The sequence below is a fragment of the Pseudomonas sp. C9 genome, from assembly GCF_002000165.1.
Lineage (GTDB): Bacteria > Pseudomonadota > Gammaproteobacteria > Pseudomonadales > Pseudomonadaceae > Aquipseudomonas.
This window is the reverse complement of record NZ_MPAK01000001.1, coordinates 5550105-5569592: the sequence shown is the minus strand read 5'-3', so window position 1 is coordinate 5569592 and position 19488 is coordinate 5550105. Positions and strand designations below refer to the sequence as shown.

Below are 19488 nucleotides of genomic sequence, written 5' to 3'. Positions count from 1 at the left end.
AGGCTGCGTTCGGCTGCGAAGCAGTCGTAAATCCACCGCACGCGGTTTTCCTGAAACACCGCGTCGCCTGGTTTCACGACTGCTTCGCAGCCGAACGCAGCCTCGCGCTGCTCGACAGCTGCTACGAGCAAACGCGGGCTCGGCAGCGGCTACAGGGGGTCTACTGGTTTTCGCTGACCTGCAACGCCCCGTCCCAACCGCCACCCAGCGCGGCAATCAATTGCACGCTGGCAATCAACCGGCTCTGCAATAAATCCAGCACGTTGCGTTCGTTACTCAGTGCCGTGGCCTGAACCACCACCACATCCAGATAAGCAATCAAACCGGCCTTGTACTGATTCTGGGTCAGGCGCAACGAGATACGCGCCGCCTCCAGCGCTTCCTGGCGCACGCCGGCTTCCTGCTCCAGCACCTTGAGCTGCACCAGGTAGTTTTCCACTTCACGGAAGCCATCGAGCACGGTCTGGCGGTACTTGGCCACCGTCTCGTCGTAGGCGGCTTCGCTGCGATCGACTTCGGCCGAACGCTGGCCGCCATCAAACAAGGTCATTGCCAACTGCGGTCCGACCGACCAGAAGCGATTGGGTACACTGATCCAGTTGGAATAGGTGCTGCTGCTATACCCGCCGTTCATGCTCAAGGTGAAATCCGGGTAATAGGCTGCCTTGGCCACGCCGATGTTGGCGTTGGCCGCCATCACCGAACGCTCGGCGGAAGCGATGTCCGGGCGACGTTCCAGCAATTGCGAAGGCAGGCCCACCGGCACTTCGGGCAAGGTCGGGATGGTGGTGGTTTCCGCCAGACTAAACTCGGCCGGGGGCAGCCCGATCAATACGGCGATAGCGTTCTCGAACTGGGCGCGCTGCCAGATCAGGTCAACCATGTCTGCCTGCGTGCTTTTGAGTTGAGTCTGCGCCTGCGCCACCGCGTCTCGCCCGGACACACCGGCGCGGTATTGGTTTTCGGTCATTGTCAGCGAACGCTGATAAGCCTCGACCGTCGCTTCAAGCAAGCGCTTCTGTTCATCGATCACGCGCAATTGCAGGTAGTTCTGCACCAGCTCCGACTGCTGACTCAGACGCATGGCAGCCAGGTCGGCATAGCTTGCCTGGGCGTTGGCGGTGTCGGCTTCAAGGCCTCGGCGTAATTTGCCCCACACGTCCGCTTCCCAACTGACACCGGCCTGGGTGGTGTAGGTGTCACGAATACCGCTGGAGGAGCTGGTCAGGCTCGAATTGCTGCTGCCGGTGCCCTGGCTGGAGCGGTTTTTACCGACGGTCAAATCAACCGTCGGAAAAAACGCCCCGCGGGCACTGCGCACCAAGGCTTGTGCCTGGCGGTATTGTGCCTCGGACTGGGCCACGGTCTGGTTGGAGCTGTTGAGTTTTTCGATCAGGCCATTGAGCTGCTGATCGCCATACAACTCCCACCAGGCACCGCGTGCCAGGGAATCGCTGGGGCTGGCCTGACGCCACCCCGCCGCTTCCTTGTACTGCACCGGCGCGGCCGCTTGCGGGCGCTGATAATCCGGGCCCACGGCACATGCGCTGAGCATTGCCGCGCACAGCGCAAGGCTCAGCAAACGCGAGCCTCGGGCAGCGGCCAGCGGGGCGGCCAGATGGATAAGCGAACGGTCAGTCATAGCGGAGTTTCCAAAGCAGCATCGGTACGTACCCCACGCCATTTATTGAAGCGATGGCGCAGTTTGTCGAGATAGAGGTAAACCACAGGCGTGGTGTAAAGGGTTAGCACCTGGCTGAAAATCAGCCCGCCGATGATGGTCAGGCCCAGTGGCTGGCGCATTTCCGCACCTTCGGCACGGCTCAGCAGCAACGGCACGGCACCGAGGATCGCCGCCAGCGTGGTCATCAGGATCGGTCGCAGGCGTTGCAGGCAAGCACTGCGAATCGACTCCAGCGGTGCCAGGCCTTGATGGCGTTCAAGTTGCAGCGCGAGGTCGATCATCAGGATGGCGTTTTTCTTCACCACGCCAATCAGCAGGAACAGGCCCAGCAGCGAAATCAAACTGAACTCGCCGCCCAGCGCGTAGATCGAGAGCAATGCACCGACCCCGGCCGACGGCAAGGTCGACAGAATCGTCAGCGGATGAATGTAGCTTTCATACAGCACACCCAACACCAGATAGACCGCCAACAGCGCGCCGAGAATCATCCACGGCTGGCTCTTCTGGGTCGCGGCGAACGCATCGGCGGTGCCCGCCATTTTCGCGATCACGTCTTCGGGAAGTCCGAGCGTGGCAATCGCCCTTTCGATGGCTGCGGCGCCCTGCTCCACCGTCACGCCTTCGGCCATGTCGAACGACAGGCTTTCGGAGGCAAACTGGCCTTCGTGGCTGACCCGGTCGTTTTCCAGGCTTCTTTCGTAATGGGCGATGGTCGACAACGGAATCCGTGCGCCATCGGCTGTAATCACCTGCACCTGTTTGAGGGTGATCGGGTCCTGTGCGTATTTCGGATTGACCTCCATCACCACCTGATATTGGTTGAGGCTGTCGTAAATCGTCGAGATTTGCCGCTGGCTATAGGCGTTGTTAAGCACCGAGGTGACCATGTCCATGTCGACGCCCAGGCGCTTGGCCTGATCGCGATCGACAATCAGCGTGACCTGTTGCGCACCACGGCCTTCCCGAGCGTCAATCGCCGTCAACTCCGGCAGCGCCTTGAGCGCGGTGACGACTTTTGGATACCACTCGCGTAACGCGCCCAGATCACCGCTTTGCAGGATGTAGGAATACTGCGACGACGTCTGTTCGCGACCGCCGCCAAATTGCAGGTCCTGGTCCGCCATCAGCATCAACTGTGCGCCAGGGACCTTGGGCATTTCCTTGCGCAGGCGCTCGATGACTTTTTGCGCGGAAATGTTGCGTTCCTTGATCGGTTTCAGGCGCACCAGCATGAACGCGTTATTGGTGCCGTTGCTGCCGCCAATGAACCCGGCGACGCTTTCCACCGCATCGTCCTTGAGCACGGCACGGCGGAAGGTTTCCATTTTCGGCTGCATCACGCTGAACGACAGACCGTCGTCACCGCGCACGAAACCGATGAGCTGACCGGTATCCTGCTGCGGCAAAAACGTCTTGGGCACCACCACGTACAACGCGATATTCACTCCGATCGTCACAAACAGGCTGAGCAAGGTCAATCGGCGGTGGCGCAATACCCAGTCGAGGCTCGTCGCGTATTTGCCGACCATCCATTCGTTGGCGCGCTGGCTCCAGCGCTGCAAACGGTTTTCCTGGCCCGGCGTATGCGGCTTCAGCCAACGGGCGCAGAGCATCGGCGTCAGCGTCAGCGAAACCACCAGCGACACGACGATGGACGCTGCCAGGGTGATGGAAAACTCACGGAACAGGCTTTCAATGATGCCGCCCATGAACAGGATCGACAGGAACACCGCGACCAATGAAACGTTCATCGACAGCAAGGTAAAGCCGACTTCCTGGGCGCCCAGGTACGCGGCTTTCATCGGTGGCACGCCTTCGTCGATGTGCCGGGAGATGTTCTCCAGTACAACGATGGCGTCGTCGACCACCAGACCGGTGGCCAGGATCAGCGCCATCAGCGACAGGTTATTCAGCGAGAAGCCATAGAGGTACATCACCGCAAAGGTGCCCACCAGCGACACCGGGACCGCCAGTGTCGGAATCAGCGAGGCACGGAAGTTACCGAGGAACAGGAAGACCACCAGAATCACCAGCGTCACCGCGATCAGCAGGGTCATTTCCGCTTCGTGCAGGGTCGCCTTGATCACCGGCGAACGGTCCATCGCCAGGTTCAGCTTGACACTGGCCGGCAGCACCGCCTGCAACGCCGGCAGCTGCGCCTTGATCTCGTTGACCGTCTCGATGATGTTGGCCCCCGCCTGACGGTTGATCACCAGCAACACCGCCGCGTCGTCGTTGAAGAAGCCGCTGTTGTAGCGGTCCTCGACGCCGTCGCTGACCTTGGCCACATCTTTCAGACGCAAGGCTGCACCGCCGTTGTAGTGGATGATGAGCGACTCGTAATCCTTGGCTTTTTCCAGCTGATCGTTGGCCTGCACCTGCCACAACCGCTCGCCGTCTTCGACCGAGCCCTTGGGCCGACGCACGTTGGCATTGGCGATGGTGTTGCGCACATCATCCAGTGCCACGCCGTACTGATTGAGCGCCTGCGGCTCGAGTTCGATACGCACCGCCGGCAACGAACTGCCGCCGATCTGCACTTCGCCCACGCCCTGCACTTGTGACAGGCTCTGGGACAGGATCGTCGAGGCCAGATCGTAGAGTTGGCCCTTTTCCAGCACGTCCGACGTCAGCGACAACACCATGATCGGTGCCTGGGACGGGTTGACCTTTTTGTAGGTCGGCATGCTGCGCATCCCGCTCGGCAGCAGGTTGCGCGAGGCGTTGATCGCGGCTTGCACTTCCCGGGCCGCACCGTTGATGTCGCGGTCGAGGTCAAATTGCAGGATCACCCGGGTCGAACCCTGACTGGAGCGGCTGCTCATGGTGTTGACCCCGGCGATGGTGCCAAAGGACCGCTCCAGAGGCGTAGCCACGGTCGAGGCCATGACCTCGGGACTCGCGCCGGGCAGACTGGCCTGCACCACGATCACCGGGAAATCCATCTGAGGCAGCGGTGACACCGGCAACAGGCCGAAACTCACGCCGCCCAGCAACATGATCGCCAGGCTCAGCAACATCGTCGCGACCGGGCGCTTGATGAAAGGTCCGGAAAGGTTCATGGCTGCTCTACCGCTTCCACGGCTTCAGACTTACGGCCCCAGCGCCGACCGAGGCGATCGAAGTACAAGTAGATGACGGGCGTGGTGAACAAGGTCAGCACCTGACTCAGCAGCAAACCACCGACCATCACCAACCCCAGCGGTTGACGCAATTCCGCGCCGGAACCAGTGGCCAGCATCAGCGGCACGGCGCCGAACAACGCCGCAAGGGTGGTCATCAGAATGGGCCGGAAACGAAGCAACGCGGCTTGATAGATCGCGGTTTCCGGGTCGATGCCCTGATTGCGCTCTGCATCGAGGGCGAAGTCGATCATCATGATCGCGTTTTTCTTCACGATGCCGATCAGCAAAATGATGCCGATGATCGCGATCATGCCCAGGTCATTGCCGCTCAGGATCAAGGCCAGCAACGCGCCGACCGCCGCCGAAGGCAAGGTCGAGAGAATGGTGATCGGGTGGATGTAGCTCTCGTACAACACGCCGAGCACGATGTACATGGTCACCACCGCCGCCAGAATCAGCAGCAAGGTGCTCGACAGCGAGGCCTGGAACGCCTCGGCCGCACCCTGGAACTGCGTCTGCACGCCAATCGGCATGCCGATGTCTTTCTGCACCTGGTCGATGATCTCGACGGCATGCCCCAGCGCCACGCCCGGTGCCAGGTTGAACGACATCATCACCGCGGGGAACTGGCCGATGTGGGTGATTGCCAGTTGCGCCTGACGCTCTTCGATGTGCGCGAGGCTGGACAGGCGGACTTGCCCGCCGTCGGTGGTTTTCACGTGAATCTGATTCAGCGCATCCGGGCCGATCTTCTCCCCGGATTGCGATTGCAGCACCACGCGGTACTGGCTGGCCTGGGTATAGATGGTCGAAATCTGCCGCTGGCCAAAAGCGTCGTACAGCGCATCGGTGATGTTCGACACCGACACCCCGACCCGCGAAGCGGCATCACGGTCGATCACCAGATAGACCTGCAAACCCTTGTCCTGCAAGTCGCTGGCAACGTCGGTCAGCTCGGGTCGTTGGGCCAGCGCTTCGACGAGGCGCCCGCTCCACAGGCTCAGCAGCTCTGCATCTGGCGAAGACATGCTGAACTGGTATTGGGTGCGGCTGACGCGGTCTTCGATGGTCAAGTCCTGCACCGGCTGCATGAACAGGCGAATGCCCACCAGCTTGTTCACTTCAGGTTGCAGGCGTGCAATCACTTCGGTTGCGCTTACATCGCGATTGCTGTGGGACTTGAGGTTGATCAGCAGGCGACCGCTGTTCAGCGTCGAGTTGTCACCGTCCACGCCAATGTAGGACGACAGGCTTTCAACCGCCGGGTCGGCAAGGATCACCTTGGCCAGCGCTTGCTGACGGTCACTCATGGCCGCGAAGGAAATCGACTGCGGCGCCTCGGAAATCCCCTGGATCACCCCAGTGTCCTGCACCGGGAAGAAGCCTTTGGGCACCACCATGTAAAGGAATACGGTCAACGCCAGGGTGCCGACGGCCACCATCAACGTCAGCGGCTGGTGCTTGAGCACCCACTGCAATTTGCGCCCATAAGCGGCGATCATCCAGTCAATCGCCGCGCCGCTGGCCCGGTAGAAACGGCCCTGCTCTTCTTCCTTGGGTTCACGCTTGAGCAAACGCGCGCACATCATTGGCGTCAGGGTCAGGGACACCACCAGCGAAATCAGGATTGCCACCGCCAGGGTGATCGCAAACTCCCGGAACAGGCGCCCCACCACGTCAGCCATGAACAGCAGCGGAATCAGTACCGCGATCAGCGACAGCGTCAGGGAAATCAGGGTGAAACCGATTTGCTTCGCGCCCTTGAGCGCTGCATTCAGCGGGCTGTCGCCCTCTTCTATAAACCGGGAAATGTTCTCCAGCATCACGATCGCATCGTCCACCACAAAACCGGTGGCGATGGTCAGTGCCATCAGGGTCAGGTTATTCACCGAGAAACCGGCGAGGTACATCACGCCGAACGTGCCGATCAACGACAGCGGCACGGCAATCGAAGGAATGATCGTGGCACTGGCGCGGCGTAGAAACAGGAACGTAACCATCACCACCAATGCGATGGCGATCAGCAATTCATGCTGTACGTCCTTGACCGAGGCGCGAATGGTTTGGGTGCGGTCGGTCAGTACCGTGACGTCGAGGCCGGCCGGCAGGTTGTCGGTGATGCTCGGCAGCAAAGCCTTGATCCGGTCGACCACCTCAATGACGTTGGCACCGGGCTGGCGCTGAATGTTGAGCAGTACGGCCTGGTTCTCATTGGCCCACGCCGCGAGGCGTTCGTTTTCGGCACCGTCGACGATTTCCGCGACATCCTTGAGCCGCAACGGCGCACCGTTGGCGTAGGCCAGAATGAGGTTGGCGTAATCCTTGGGCGAGGTCAGCTGATCGTTGGCATCGAGCATCGACACCCGGGTCGGGCCGTCGAAGTTGCCTTTGGGTTGGTTGACGTTGGAGGCGCCGATCAGCGTGCGCACATCCGACAAGTTCAGACCGTTGGCCGCCAGAGCCTCCGGGTTGACCTTGATCCGCACCGCCTGGCGCTGCCCCCCGGCAATGCTGACCATGCCGACGCCGCTGATCTGGGCGATTTTCTGCGCCATGCGCGTGTCAACCAGGTCATTGAGCTTGGGCAACAGCATGGTTTTGGAGGTAATGGCCAGGGTCAGCACCGGGGTGTCCGCCGGGTTGACCTTGTTGTACACCGGCGGTGCCGGCAGGTCCTTGGGCAGCAAATTGGTGGCGGCGTTGATCGCGGCTTGCACCTGCTGTTCAGCGACATCCATGTTGATGTCGAGACTGAAGCGCAGCGTCAACACCGAGGCGCCGCCCGAACTGGTCGACGCCATCTGGGTCAGGCCCGGCATTTGCCCGAACTGACGCTCCAGTGGCGCCGTGACCGCGCTGGTCATGACGTCGGGACTGGCACCGGGATAGAGCGTCATCACGCGAATCGTCGGGTAGTCGACCTGAGGCAACGCCGACACCGGCAGCAACCGATAGGCAATCAAACCGGCCAGCACAATGGCCAGCATGCTCAGTGTCGTGGCGACCGGGCGAAGGATGAACAGCCGCGAGATGTTCATGCGCCGCCCTTTTTCGCCTTGTCGGCGGCTGCCGGCTCAGTCATGTCCGCCGCCGATTTGCCTTGCAGGTGTTCGGTCGGGGTGGCCGGCACTTCCTGAGGGCTATTGACCACTTCGACTTCGCTGCCTTCCTTCAAGCGGTCGGTGCCTTCAAGCACTACGCGATCCCCGGGGGCCAGGCCTTCGGTGACCACGGTGTTCAGCCCGTCGCTGGCGCCGACTTTCAACGCGCGAATGGTGACTTTTTTGTCGCCGTCCAAGGCATAGACGAAGGTGCCGTTGGTGCCGAACTGAATCGCCGCCGACGGCGCGAGCACCACCCCTTTGAGGGTGTCGGCCAGCAAGTGGACGTTGACGAACTGATTGGGGAACAGCGCTTGATCGCGGTTCTCGTAGCGTGCCTTGAACTTCAGCGTACCGGTGGTGACGTCGATCTGGTTGTCCAGGCTTTGCAGCACACCCGTGGCCTGCAATTGGGTGTCGCCACGATTCCAGGCTTCGGCGGGCAGTTTGGCCCCGGTGCGATAGCGTGCCAGTACAACGTCGAGGCTGTTTTCCGGCAAGGTGAAAGCAACGCTGATCGGCTGGGTCTGGGTGATGATCGCCAGCGCCGTGGTGTCGTTGGCGGCGACGAGGTTGCCGACGTCCAGCTGACGCAGGCCTACACGCCCGGTAATCGGTGCGCGGATCTTGGTGAATTCGAGATTGAGTTTGGCGTCGTTGACCGCCGCCTGGTTGGTCTTGACGGTGCCTTGGTACTGACCGACGAGGGCCTCGGCGGTGTCCAGGGTTTGCTTGGCGATACTGTCTTCACGGTACAGGCCGCGATAACGCTCGACATCGACCTGGGCGTTCTTCAATTGCGCCTGGTTTTGCAGCAACGTGCCTTCAGCCTGGAGCAAGGCGTTCTGGTACGGGCGTGGGTCGATTTCTGCCAGCAGGTCACCGGCCTTGACCATCTGCCCTTCTTCGAAGGAAATCTTGATCAGCTCCCCGCCCACACGGCTGCGCACATTGATGGTGTTGAGTGCAGTGACAGTGCCGAGCGCTTTGTAGTACAGCGGGAAATCACCCTTGACCGCAGGGGCCACACGCACGGGCACCGGGCCGGTCGCCCCGCCGAAGCCCGGGCGCATGCCACCGGACTTGCCGGTATGGCCGGCCACGGCTTTCTGCCCTGTGCCCTCCTTGTGAGTCGCACTGGTGGGCCAGAATTTCCAGCACACGCCTGCGATGACCAACAGGACAAGCAGGCCGAACAGCCAGCGACGAGGACTACGGGAAGCGGAGGATTGCATTGAATGATCAACCATTGGGCGCGTGGGCTTCTTCTACATGAGGCTGAACGATAAGCACTGGCGGCTATTAAGCAAAGCGGCTTTACCGGCAATTTACCTTCGGCTTACGTAACAGGTTGTTTGGCCAAGACACTGAATCACAAATGAAAACGGCCTGGACAGGGCCAGGCCGTTAACAATTGTAAAGCTGTCGCTTATTTCAGAACGGCGAGTGCAGCTTCGTAGTTCGGTTCTTCAGCGATTTCCTTGACCAGTTCGCTGTGCAGGACGTTGTCGTTTTCATCCAGAACCACGACCGCACGGGCGGTCAGGCCTTTGAGCGGGCCGTCTGCGATGGCAACGCCGTAGTTCTCGATGAACTCGGCACCACGCAGGGTCGACAGGTTTTGCACGTTTTCCAGGCCTTCGGCGCCGCAGAAGCGTGCCTGGGCGAACGGCAGGTCAGCGGAGATGCACAGCACAACGGTGTTGGCGACATCGTTGGCCTGGGCATTGAACTTGCGTACCGAAGTGGCGCAGGTCGGGGTGTCGACGCTTGGGAAGATGTTCAGCACTTTGCGCTTGCCGGCAAAGTCTTTCAGGGTGACGTCGGACAGATTGCCGGCAACCAGGGAAAAGGCTGGCGCCTTGGAACCGGCTTGTGGCAGTTGGCCGTTGACTTGAACCGGGTTGCCTTTAAGAGTGACTTGAGCCATGAACTGAGTCCTTCTGAACGTTGTGGTGGAGAATTTTGAAGAGGCCGAAGTTAACCACGAAATGGCCCGACGACCTATGCCCAGATACAAATCGTGAAGTCTTGCTGGCGAAACTGGATACAACCCTTCCAAACCCCGCATGGCCGCAGGCACGCAGCCCGGGTTGCTCTATAGCGTACAGCCCTCCCCGGCCACCACTTGGTGTTCTTGACGAAAGGCAACCGAAAACCCACGGGCTCAATCACTGGTCTTTAATTTGGCAGCACTGTCGATTTAAACGACGTTCATTCGACTAGTCAGCGAGTCCAGTCAAATCCAGCGGAGATACAGCCATGCGATTCATGATCATTGTCAAAGCCAGCCAGGATTCCGAAGCCGGCATCATGCCCAGCGAAGAACTGCTGACCGCCATGGGCAACTACAACGAAGAACTGGTCAAGGCAGGCATCTTCGTCGAAGGCGAAGGCCTGCAACCCAGCAGCAAAGGCACACGTGTTCGCTTTTCAGGGGACAAACGCACCGTCATCGACGGCCCGTTCGCCGAAACCAAGGAGCTGATTGCCGGCTACTGGATATGGCAGGTGCAGTCGAAACAGGAGGCGATCGATTGGGTCAAGCGCTGCCCGAACCCAATGCCGGGCACCGAGGCCGAGATCGAGATTCGCCAGGTGTTCGAAGCTGAGGATTTCGGTGCCGAGTTCACCCCGGAACTGCGCGAGCAGGAAGAACGACTGCGCGCCGAGGCCAAAAAACGCTGAACATTTTCAGGCCGGGTTTGCCGGGTGCACGCGTGATTGTTTTACGCGGTGTATCAGGTGAATCCGGCGTCACCTGAACACCAGGATCGGCGGTAACCCCATGATTTGGTATTAACTTTTTAGTACACACAAATAACGAAGTTCTGTGCACAAAATCAAAGATTTAATCCTTTTGACTGGAAAAGTCGTGACTAGCTGCTAGCGTCAGATTTGTCCTACGGGCTTGGTGGGAAATTGATTACGTATTAACGGCCAGGAAGTGCCGAGTAACCCAATGAGCCAGAAGGGAATCGGGAATGATGTTTCAGCATAAAAAAAATAACGCTTTGTTGTTGGCGGCAGCACGCTTTTCGCCCGCCGTTTACGTGCAGGCCAATAACGCCGACGCACTCAACAAAATTAACCCTACACGGAACCTTTCGCTCAGCGCCGCCCAGTCATCCGGCACTCGCCTCGCTCCCCATAACGCCAGCGTCACCTGCCTCGGCGCCCCGAACCTGTTCGACATTTCAAGTCCGAAAGCACACCCGCGGTCAATGGATAATGCCGCCACTGACACTCGTGGGCGCAAAGCCATGAACCACGCACCCAAAACCTGCAGGAGCACCGTGATGGGACTGAAGACGACAAGGAAAGCCGCATTCACCGCACTCACGCTATCCATGACGCCACTGGCGGGCCAAGCGGACAACGCGCGTGACTGGCAGAACCTGCCGACCGACCTGAACATGGTGTTCGGCTATTACAACCTCGTTAATAGCAACACGCCGATCGATACGTCATTGCCGCTTGATGGCTTGTCCCTGAACGCGGACCTGTACATCGCCCGTTTTGCCCGCTCGTTTGCCATCGACGGGCGTAACAGTGCGGTTCAGGTCCTGCAACCTTACGCCGACGTTTCCGCCTCGTTCGATAATGGCCAGTTCTTCAATGGCACCAAGCACAACGGCGGCCTGGGCGATACGCAGGTGGTGCTGGTGCACAACATTTTTGGTGGCCCGGCGCTGACCCCGCAAGAATTCGCCACCTGGACACCCGAGACCTTTCTGACGGGGGCGTTGTGGATCACCGCGCCCACCGGTGATTACGACAAGGACCGGGTCATCAACATCGGCGCCAACCGCTGGGCGTTCAAGCCGGAAATTGCCTTTGGCACGCCGATTGGCCCGACCTGGCTTGAACTCAACACCTACGTCTCGCTGTACGGCGACAACGACGATTACCACGGCGACGGCACACTTGAGCAAAAAGCGCTGTATTCCATCGAAGGTCACTACAGCTACACCTTCAACCGCGCGCTGTGGGCCTCGATCGATGGCACCTACAACCGAGGCGGCGAGACCAAAATCAATGGTGACTGGCAGGACAACAAACAGGAAAGCAGCCTGTTGGGTGCCACGGTCGGCTTCATGCTGTCGCCCCAGTTTGGCGGGTTGATCGCCTATTCGGACACCGTCTCCGAGCGCACTGGCTCCCCTGACGTCAACACCTGGACCTTACGCTTGCAATACGCCTGGTAAAGGAAACGCCCATGACCGCACTCAATGACCTCAACGCCCTGCAAGCCAGCATCGCCGAAAGCGTACTTGGGCAGGATCAGGTAATCCGCCAGATTCTGCTGGGGCTGTTGGCCAACGGTCATTTGCTCCTGGAAAGCTTGCCCGGCCTGGCCAAGACCCGCACGGTCAAGGCACTGGCCCGGCACCTGGACGCGAAGATGAGCCGCATCCAGTTCACCCCTGACCTGCTGCCGTCGGACATCACCGGCGCCGAAGTGCTGCATCAGGTCGATGGCCAGAACCAGATCCAGTTCCAGCCCGGCCCGCTGTTCGGCAACCTGATCCTCGCCGACGAAATCAACCGTGCCCCGGCCAAGGTCCAGGCGGCGCTGCTGGAAGCCATGGAAGAACGGCAAATCACCGTGGCCGGCAACAGCCATGTGCTGCCGGAGCTGTTCATCGTGGTCGCCACGCAAAACCCGATTGAACAGGAAGGCACCTACCCCCTGCCGGAAGCGCAGATGGACCGGTTTCTGATGAAGGTGTTGCTGGATTACCCGACCGCGGAAAACGAGAGCCAGGTGTTGCGATTGCTGCGCGAAGAAGAATTTGCGGCAGGCGCTAAAACGGCCCCGACCCAAGGTTTTGCACTGTCTCAGGAGGTGGTTTTCGCGGCCCGTCGCGAAGTCAGCGCCGTTCACGTCTCGCCGGCCATCGACCGCTACCTGATCGACCTGATCAACGCCACCCGCCACCCGGCGGACTATGACGCCGATCTCGGCCGCTGGATCGCTATCGGCGCCAGTCCTCGGGGCGGTATCGGCCTTGACCGCTGTGCCCGCGCCGATGCCTGGCTACAAGGGCAAGATTTCGTTTCGCCGGACAATGTGCGCGCCGTGGTCCACCCGGTGCTGCGTCATCGCTTGCAACTGAGTTACGACGCGGTGGCGGATGGCGTAACGGCCGACCAGGTGCTCGACCGCTTGCTCGACAAAGTTGCAATACCGGCCTGAGGTTGAAAATGAAAAGCACGGACGGCCTGGTCTATGTCTCTCTGGCGCAATTGATGGCGCTGGAGTTCAAGGCCCGTGACTTGAGTTTTCTGGCGCGCCAGCCCCAGGGCAGCCTCCTCGCCGGCAACCATGCTTCGCGGCTGCGCGGTCGCGGGTTGAATTTCGACGAACTGCGCCGCTATCAACCGGGCGACGATTTGCGTCATCTGGACTGGCGAGCGTCACTGCGCACCGGCAAACCGGTGGTACGCACGTTCACCGAAGAGCGTGATCGCCCCGCGTTGATTCTGGTCGACCAGCGCATGTCGATGTTCTTCGGCTCGCAACGCAGCTTTAAATCGGCGATTGCCGCCGAACTCGGCGCGCTGGCGGCGTGGATGACCTTCAACGCCGGTGACCGGGTCGGCGGCCTGGTGTTCAACGACCAGCGCATTGACAGCATCGCCCCGCTACGCAGTCGCAAACGCATCGAGGCCTTTTGCAGTCGTATCGCCGAGCAGAATCAGCTGCTCAATGCCGCCAACCCGGATGCCGAAGGTGAGGACCAACTCGACAAGGTCTTGCAACATTGCCTGGCGGTGGCCGGCCATGATCATTTGATCTGCATCGTCAGCGACTTTGCCGGCGCCGGTGAACGCACCTTGCAATTAATGCGGCAATTGGCGGCGCACAACGATGTGATCGCGATGCAGGTGTATGACCCCTTGGCGCTGAACCTGCCGAAAAACGGCCGTTTACTGGTGACCCAAGGCCAATTGCAGGTGGAACTGGCGGTTGAGCAACGCAGCGTGCATCAGCCGCTGGGGGATTTTCTCAGCGGTCGGCTCAAGGATGTCGCGACGTTGCTGCGTCGTAGCCAGGTGCCGCTGATGATGTTCAGTACCGCGACCGATGCGCAGGAACAGCTGCGAGCCGAACTCGGCAGAGGCCGGCGATGAATCCGAACATCCCGAGCATCGACCAACTGAAGGAAATCGCACTGCCGGCGCCGGTCAGTTATGCGCCGCAGACGTGGGGTTGGTGGGCGCTGCTCAGTGTGTTGGTGCTTGCCGTGTTGCTGGTCAGCGCACGGCGGTATTGGCAATGGCGCCGTGATCGTTATCGGCGTGAAGCGCTGGTGCGACTGGCTGAACTGCAAAGCAGTGACGATCAACTGAGGGCCCTGCGCGAACTCCCGGAACTGCTCAAACGCGTCGCCCTGTCCATGCCCACTACATACCCTGTGGCAGCACTTGGGGGTGAGGACTGGCAGGGGTTTTTGGTGCGCCACAGTCCGCAGCCCCTGCCGGCAGATTTCAGCCAGCAACTCGCGCAGTTGGCCTATGCGCCGGACAGCACACTGCTGACGCTCAAGGAAGAACAGCGCGAGCGGCTGTTCAACACCAGCAAACGTTGGGTGGAGCAGCATCATGTGGCAGTTTGATTACCCTTGGCTGCTGATCCTTTTGCCACTGCCATGGTTGGCCTACCGCTTCCTGCCTGATTACCGCGAAGCCCGCAGCGCCGTGCGCGTGCCTTTTTTCAGCGCCATGAGCCGCGCGGTCGGTCAGGCACCGAGCCAGGCCGGGACACGCAGCAATCGCTGGCAACTGGTCTTGAACCTGATGGTCTGGGCATTGTTGTTGCTGGCGGCGGCTCGACCGGAACTGGTCGAAAAACCCATCGAACGCCAACAACCGGTGCGCGACCTGATGCTGGCCATCGACATTTCCCAATCGATGGAAACCAACGATTTCACCGACGCCAACGGGCAAAAAATCAATCGCCTGGCGGCGGTCAAGGAAGTGGTCCACAGCTTTATCGACAAACGTAAAGACGATCGCCTAGGCCTGATCGTGTTTGGCAGCGGCGCCTATCCGCAGGCACCGCTGACGCTGGATCACGCCAGTCTGTCGCTGTTGCTCGATGACACCGGCATTGGCATGGCTGGCCCGAACACCGCGATTGGCGATGCGATCGGCTTGAGTCTGAAATTGCTTGAGCAGGCGCATGAACCCGAGAAAGTGCTGATCCTGCTGACCGACGGCAACGACACCAGCAGCGCGATTACCCCGGACCACGCCGCGGCCATGGCAGCCGCCAAAGGCGTGGTGATTCACACCATCGGTATCGGTGACCCGAACGCCTCCGGAGAAGCCAAGGTCAACCTGCAAGGTTTGCAGCAAATCGCCGAAGCCACGGGTGGCAAGTTCTTTCGCGCCGAGGATCGCAATGCATTGAATCAGGTGTACAGCACCCTCGACAAACTGACCCCACACCAGGTTAAAACCCTCAGTCATCAGCCGAAAAAGGATTTGTTCTGGTGGCCACTGGGGGCCGCTATCGGTTTGCTCGCGCTCTACCATTTGGGCGCCCTGCTCCGGCCTCATTTGATGCTCGCGCGTCAGCGGCAGGAGGGGTAAGTGGATATAAACCTCAGCGACTTCCATTTCCTGCGTCCACTGTGGCTGTTGCTGGTGCCGTTCGGCGCCTTGTTGCCCTGGCTCTGGCGGCGCAGCCGTGACGTACAGCGACGCTTGCGCAGCAATATTGCCGAACACTTGCTGCCGCACTTGCTGATAACGCCACAGAACCAACAACGTTTGCGCCCCGTGCATCTGGTGTGCGCGGTGTTGGTGCTGGGTGCCCTCGCGGCAGCCGGCCCCACCTGGGAGCAGGACCGTCCGGACTTTCTGGAAAACCGCGCGCCGCTGATCATCGCCATCGACCTGTCGCCCTCCATGGACGCCACGGATGTGCAGCCCAGTCGACTGGAAGCGGCCAAACACAAACTGCACGACCTGATCCAGCGCCGAGCGGGGTCACGCAGTGGTTTGATTGCGTATGCCGGCAGCGCCCATCTGGTGCTGCCACCGACCGACGACCCCGAACTGCTCGACACCTTCATCCTAGCCCTGAGTACGGACCTGATCGCCAAACAGGGCAAAGACGTCGGCGCGGTCATCGAGCAAGCCAAACGGCTGCTGGCTGCCGAGAAAAGCCCGGGCACGCTGTTGTTGGTCACAGACGGCGCCGACACGTCGCAGCTTAGCGGTCTCGATAAGCAACTGAGCGACAGCCAACTGCAAGTGCTGATTCTGGCCGTCGGCAGTGCAGACGGCGCGATCATCCATGACGCCAGTGGCCAACCGCGCACCGACAGCAATGGTCGCCCGGTGTTGGGCAGTTTTGATCAGGCGGCGCTCGAAAAGCTGGCTTCCGCAGTCGACGCCCCGTTGGGCAGCCTGACGATCAATGACGATGACCTGCAATGGATTGAGCTGCACGCCCAGCAGCATTTCCAGGCCGCCAGCGATGAACAGCGCGAACTGCACTGGAAAGACGCCGGTTATTGGTTGTGCTGGCCGTTGCTGCTGATCGGGTTGTTCAGCGTGCGCCGGGGCTGGAGCCTGAACTGGATGGCAGGCCTGTTATTGGCACTGGGCATTGGCTGGCAACCGGCTCCCGCCGAAGCCAACGCGTTGTCCGATGCGTTTTTCACCCCCGACCAGCAAGGTCGCTGGGCGTTCGAGCATGAACATTTCCCGCAAGCCGCCGCGCATTTTGTCGACCCCTACTGGAAAGGTATCGCTGCCTACAACGCGGCGGATTTCGACCTGGCACTGGCCAGTTTTGCGCGACTGGAAACGCCGCAAGCGTATTTCTACCTGGGCAATATTTACGTGCGTCGTTTCAAATTTGACCAGGCGATTGCCGCGTACACCCAGGCGCTGAAGTTGCAACCGCAGTTCCCGGAGGCCACGGCCAATCTGGCGTTGGCGATTGCCTTGCAGAAAGACACCGACAGCGCCGCGCAGAATGCACCCGAGGTCAAACCGGACGAAATCAAAATGGACAAGGCGCCGGGCAAGGGCCAGAGCAAAGCCGTGCAGACCGAGCAAGCAACGTCCGATGCACAGTGGCTGGAAAACCTGAGCACTTCACCGGCGAAGTTCCTGAAGCAGAAGTTCAGTTTGCAGGATCAGGCGGGGGGCAAACCATGAGTCTTTCGATAGACCGTGTCGTGGCCCTGCTCCTTTGCCTGTTCACCACCGCGGCATTGGCCGCTGAACCAGAGCTGAAAGTCCAGGTGAGCCTGCAACCCACCAACAATGTCATGGTTGGCAGCGTTGTCGAACTGCAACTCGACGTCTTCACCGACAGCTGGTTCACCGAAGCCCCCACCCTGCCCGACCTGAAACTATCCGGCGCACTGGTCATGCCGCCGGACGGTCATGCCGAACACCTCAATCAGACGCTCGACGGCAAGTCATTGAGCGGCATGCGCTACCGCTACCGGATCACCCCCAATCTCGCTCAGGGCTTCGACATACCCGCGCTGACCGTGCGCGCCACACCCGGTCAGGCCACCACTGAGCTCAGCGCCCAAAGCCAGCCCTTGCACTTCGACGCCGCGCAACCGCCAGGGTTTGAACCCGGCGAACCGGTATTGGTCGCGCAAGGGCTGCGCTTTACGCAAAAAATCGTCAACTCGGCGACGCCCCTCAAAGTCGGCGACAGCGTTACCCGGGAATTGACGTTGCAAGCCGATGGCGCCCTGGCGATGTCCTTGCCGACGCCATCACTGAGTGATGTCAACGGTCTGAGCCGTTACCCGAAAGCCCCGCAGATCAGCAACCTCGGTGACGGTCGGGGCAATTTCAGCGGTGGCCAGCGAATCGACACCGTGACCTACCGGATCGACACCGATGGCTCGCACAGCTTGCCGTCGATCTCTTTGAAATGGTGGGATGCCGGCACCCGCCAGGCCCGTACCGCCCAAGTCCCGGCGGTCACCTTCCAGGCCACCGCCAACAGCGCTTATCGCCCGGTGTTTTCAATTACCGAAGACCTGAAAAAACTCGGTCAGCCCGGTCGCCTGTACCTCTCCGGGCATTGGCTGGCATTGATTGCACTGCTGCTGGCCATTGCCGTGCTCGGCTGGTTTGCCCGCCCGCTCGTCCACCGGGCTTACCTTGATGTCCAGGCTCGGCGCCGTGCCCGGCACGCCGCGTGGCTGGCGTCCGCCGACTATGCCTGGCGGCAGATTCCGGCGCAGATCGAAGGCCACCCCGCCCAATTGAGCGCGCTGTATCTGTGGGCCAGGCGTCGGCGCATGGGTCTGAAGCTGAGCGCTCTAGGACCGCGCCTGCAGGACTTTTTGCGCGCCTGTTATGGCGGTGAATCGGCCAAAGATCAGGCGTTGCACCAACTCAAGCAATCCTTGACTACGCTGAACAGTCAGGCTGCGCCCAACAAGACACCTGCCGCGCCGGCATTACGGCCACTCAACCCCGTTCACGAGAAGGAATTCCCATGACGAGTCCGATATCACTGCGCCAACTTCACGGGTTCAAGTTTTGGCTGGCATTGGCCCTGAGCCTGCCGTTGCTGGTTCAGGCCGCAGAGCCGTTGCCCTCCTGGAATGATGGCCCGTCCAAGAAGAGCATCATCGAGTTCGTCCAGACCGTCACCGATCAGAGCAACAAAGACTTCGTCAAACCCGAGGAGCGCATTGCGGTGTTCGACAACGACGGCACCCTGTGGAGCGAGCAGCCAATGTATTTCGAGCTGCTGTTTTCCCTGGAAGAGGTCAAGCGCACCGCGCCGCAGCACCCGGAGTGGAAAACCACGCAACCGTTCAAGGCAGTACTGGAAAACGATCACAAGGCGCTGGCAGCGGCCGGTATGGACGGGCTGTTGAAGATCGTCGGGGCGACCCACACCGGCATGACCACCGAAGCGTTCGACGACTACGCCAAGACCTGGCTGGCCCAGGCCAAACATCCAAAGACCGGCAAGCTGTATACCGAGATGGTCTTCCAGCCGATGCTGGAATTGCTCGACTACCTGCGCAGCCAGGACTTCAAAACCTACATCGTGTCCGGCGGCGACACCGGGTTCATGCGCGCCTTCGCCGAGAAGTCCTATGGCGTCCCGCCGGAGCAAGTGATCGGTACGACGTTTGTCACAGCGTTTGAGTACAAGGACGGCAAGGCCTCGATCCTGCGCACGCCAAAACTGGCACACAACGATGACGGGCCGGGCAAGCCCGAAAGCATCAACGCGGTGATCGGACGCCGGCCAATTCTGGCCTTCGGCAACTCTGACGGCGACCAGCAAATGTTGCAGTGGACCGCCGCCGGGTCGGGCAAACGATTCATGGGGTTAGTGCATCACACCGACGCCAAGCGTGAATGGGCGTACGACCGTGACTCCAAAATCGGGCGTCTGGACAAGGCCCTGGACGAAGCAAAATCCCGTGGCTGGACTGTCGTGGACATGGCCGCCGAGTGGCGCCGGATCTACCCGTACGAGTCCGCCACCCCAGAGCAAGTGCAATAAAAAGCGTGACGCAGGACTGCAATAAACGTTTGTCGCATTAGGCGGCGCAAGTCA

The 19488-nt window shown here is 60.5% G+C and carries 15 protein-coding genes; 9 read left to right on the top strand and 6 right to left on the bottom strand.

All coding sequences use genetic code 11. From position 1 onward, the window contains the following. Positions 1-160: 160 nt before the first annotated feature. The 5 genes from BMS17_RS26045 to tpx form a co-directional block, all read right to left on the bottom strand. Entirely contained in the window at positions 161-1642 is a 1482-nt protein-coding gene (locus tag BMS17_RS26045) for an efflux transporter outer membrane subunit (RefSeq protein ID WP_077432093.1), read from the bottom strand. Further along, positions 1639-4746: an efflux RND transporter permease subunit gene (locus BMS17_RS26040; protein ID WP_046032185.1), complete on the bottom strand. Its 3108-nt coding sequence runs from the start codon at positions 4744-4746 to the stop codon at positions 1639-1641. The genes BMS17_RS26045 and BMS17_RS26040 overlap by 4 nt, the downstream gene beginning before the upstream one ends. Further along, positions 4743-7847, bottom strand: a complete 3105-nt coding sequence (locus BMS17_RS26035; RefSeq protein ID WP_046032184.1) for an MdtB/MuxB family multidrug efflux RND transporter permease subunit — start codon at positions 7845-7847, stop codon at positions 4743-4745. Before BMS17_RS26035 ends, BMS17_RS26040 begins: the two co-directional genes overlap by 4 nt. Further along, complete coding sequence (locus BMS17_RS26030) at positions 7844-9160, bottom strand: MdtA/MuxA family multidrug efflux RND transporter periplasmic adaptor subunit (RefSeq protein ID WP_046032183.1); 1317 nt, start codon at positions 9158-9160, stop codon at positions 7844-7846. Before BMS17_RS26030 ends, BMS17_RS26035 begins: the two co-directional genes overlap by 4 nt. 179 nt (positions 9161-9339) lie before the next feature. Further along, entirely contained in the window at positions 9340-9840 is a 501-nt protein-coding gene (tpx, locus tag BMS17_RS26025) for a thiol peroxidase (RefSeq protein ID WP_046032182.1), read from the bottom strand. A gap of 332 nt (positions 9841-10172) precedes the next feature. Between tpx and BMS17_RS26020 the strand changes: the two genes are divergently transcribed. Further along, on the top strand, positions 10173-10598 hold the full coding sequence (locus tag BMS17_RS26020) for a YciI family protein (RefSeq protein WP_046032181.1): 426 nt from the start codon (positions 10173-10175) through the stop codon (positions 10596-10598). 474 nt (positions 10599-11072) lie between these two features. Here the strand turns inward: BMS17_RS26020 and BMS17_RS31110 are convergent, their stop codons facing one another. Beyond that, positions 11073-11240 carry an SWIM zinc finger family protein gene (locus tag BMS17_RS31110; protein WP_371916712.1) on the bottom strand — a complete coding sequence of 56 codons (168 nt, stop codon included), beginning with the start codon at positions 11238-11240 and terminating at the stop codon, positions 11073-11075. On the opposite strand from BMS17_RS31110, the gene BMS17_RS26015 reads away from it, so the two are divergent. From BMS17_RS26015 to BMS17_RS25980, 8 genes are read left to right on the top strand one after another with little or no spacing between them, the layout of a single operon-like run. Continuing rightward, positions 11210-12118, top strand: coding sequence for a transporter (locus tag BMS17_RS26015; RefSeq protein WP_046032209.1), 909 nt, complete (start codon positions 11210-11212; stop codon positions 12116-12118). The genes BMS17_RS31110 and BMS17_RS26015 overlap by 31 nt on opposite strands. An 11-nt stretch (positions 12119-12129) precedes the next feature. Continuing rightward, positions 12130-13110 carry a MoxR family ATPase gene (locus BMS17_RS26010; protein WP_077432092.1) on the top strand — a complete coding sequence of 327 codons (981 nt, stop codon included), beginning with the start codon at positions 12130-12132 and terminating at the stop codon, positions 13108-13110. Positions 13111-13118: 8 nt separating this feature from the next. After that, positions 13119-14048: a DUF58 domain-containing protein gene (locus tag BMS17_RS26005; protein WP_046032179.1), complete on the top strand. Its 930-nt coding sequence runs from the start codon at positions 13119-13121 to the stop codon at positions 14046-14048. After that, positions 14045-14533 (top strand): DUF4381 domain-containing protein, encoded by a 489-nt coding sequence (locus tag BMS17_RS26000; RefSeq protein WP_046032178.1) that lies wholly within the window; start codon positions 14045-14047, stop codon positions 14531-14533. Before BMS17_RS26005 ends, BMS17_RS26000 begins: the two co-directional genes overlap by 4 nt. Beyond that, the gene (locus tag BMS17_RS25995; protein ID WP_046032177.1) at positions 14520-15512 is read left to right on the top strand and encodes a VWA domain-containing protein; all 993 of its coding nucleotides are present in this window, start codon (positions 14520-14522) and stop codon (positions 15510-15512) included. The genes BMS17_RS26000 and BMS17_RS25995 overlap by 14 nt, the downstream gene beginning before the upstream one ends. Continuing rightward, positions 15513-17093: a VWA domain-containing protein gene (locus tag BMS17_RS25990; RefSeq protein WP_046032176.1), complete on the top strand. Its 1581-nt coding sequence runs from the start codon at positions 15513-15515 to the stop codon at positions 17091-17093. Further along, positions 17090-18409, top strand: coding sequence for a BatD family protein (locus tag BMS17_RS25985; RefSeq protein WP_077432091.1), 1320 nt, complete (start codon positions 17090-17092; stop codon positions 18407-18409). The genes BMS17_RS25990 and BMS17_RS25985 overlap by 4 nt, the downstream gene beginning before the upstream one ends. After that, positions 18406-19434 carry an HAD family phosphatase gene (locus tag BMS17_RS25980; protein WP_046032174.1) on the top strand — a complete coding sequence of 343 codons (1029 nt, stop codon included), beginning with the start codon at positions 18406-18408 and terminating at the stop codon, positions 19432-19434. Before BMS17_RS25985 ends, BMS17_RS25980 begins: the two co-directional genes overlap by 4 nt. The last annotated feature ends 54 nt before the right edge of the window (positions 19435-19488 follow it).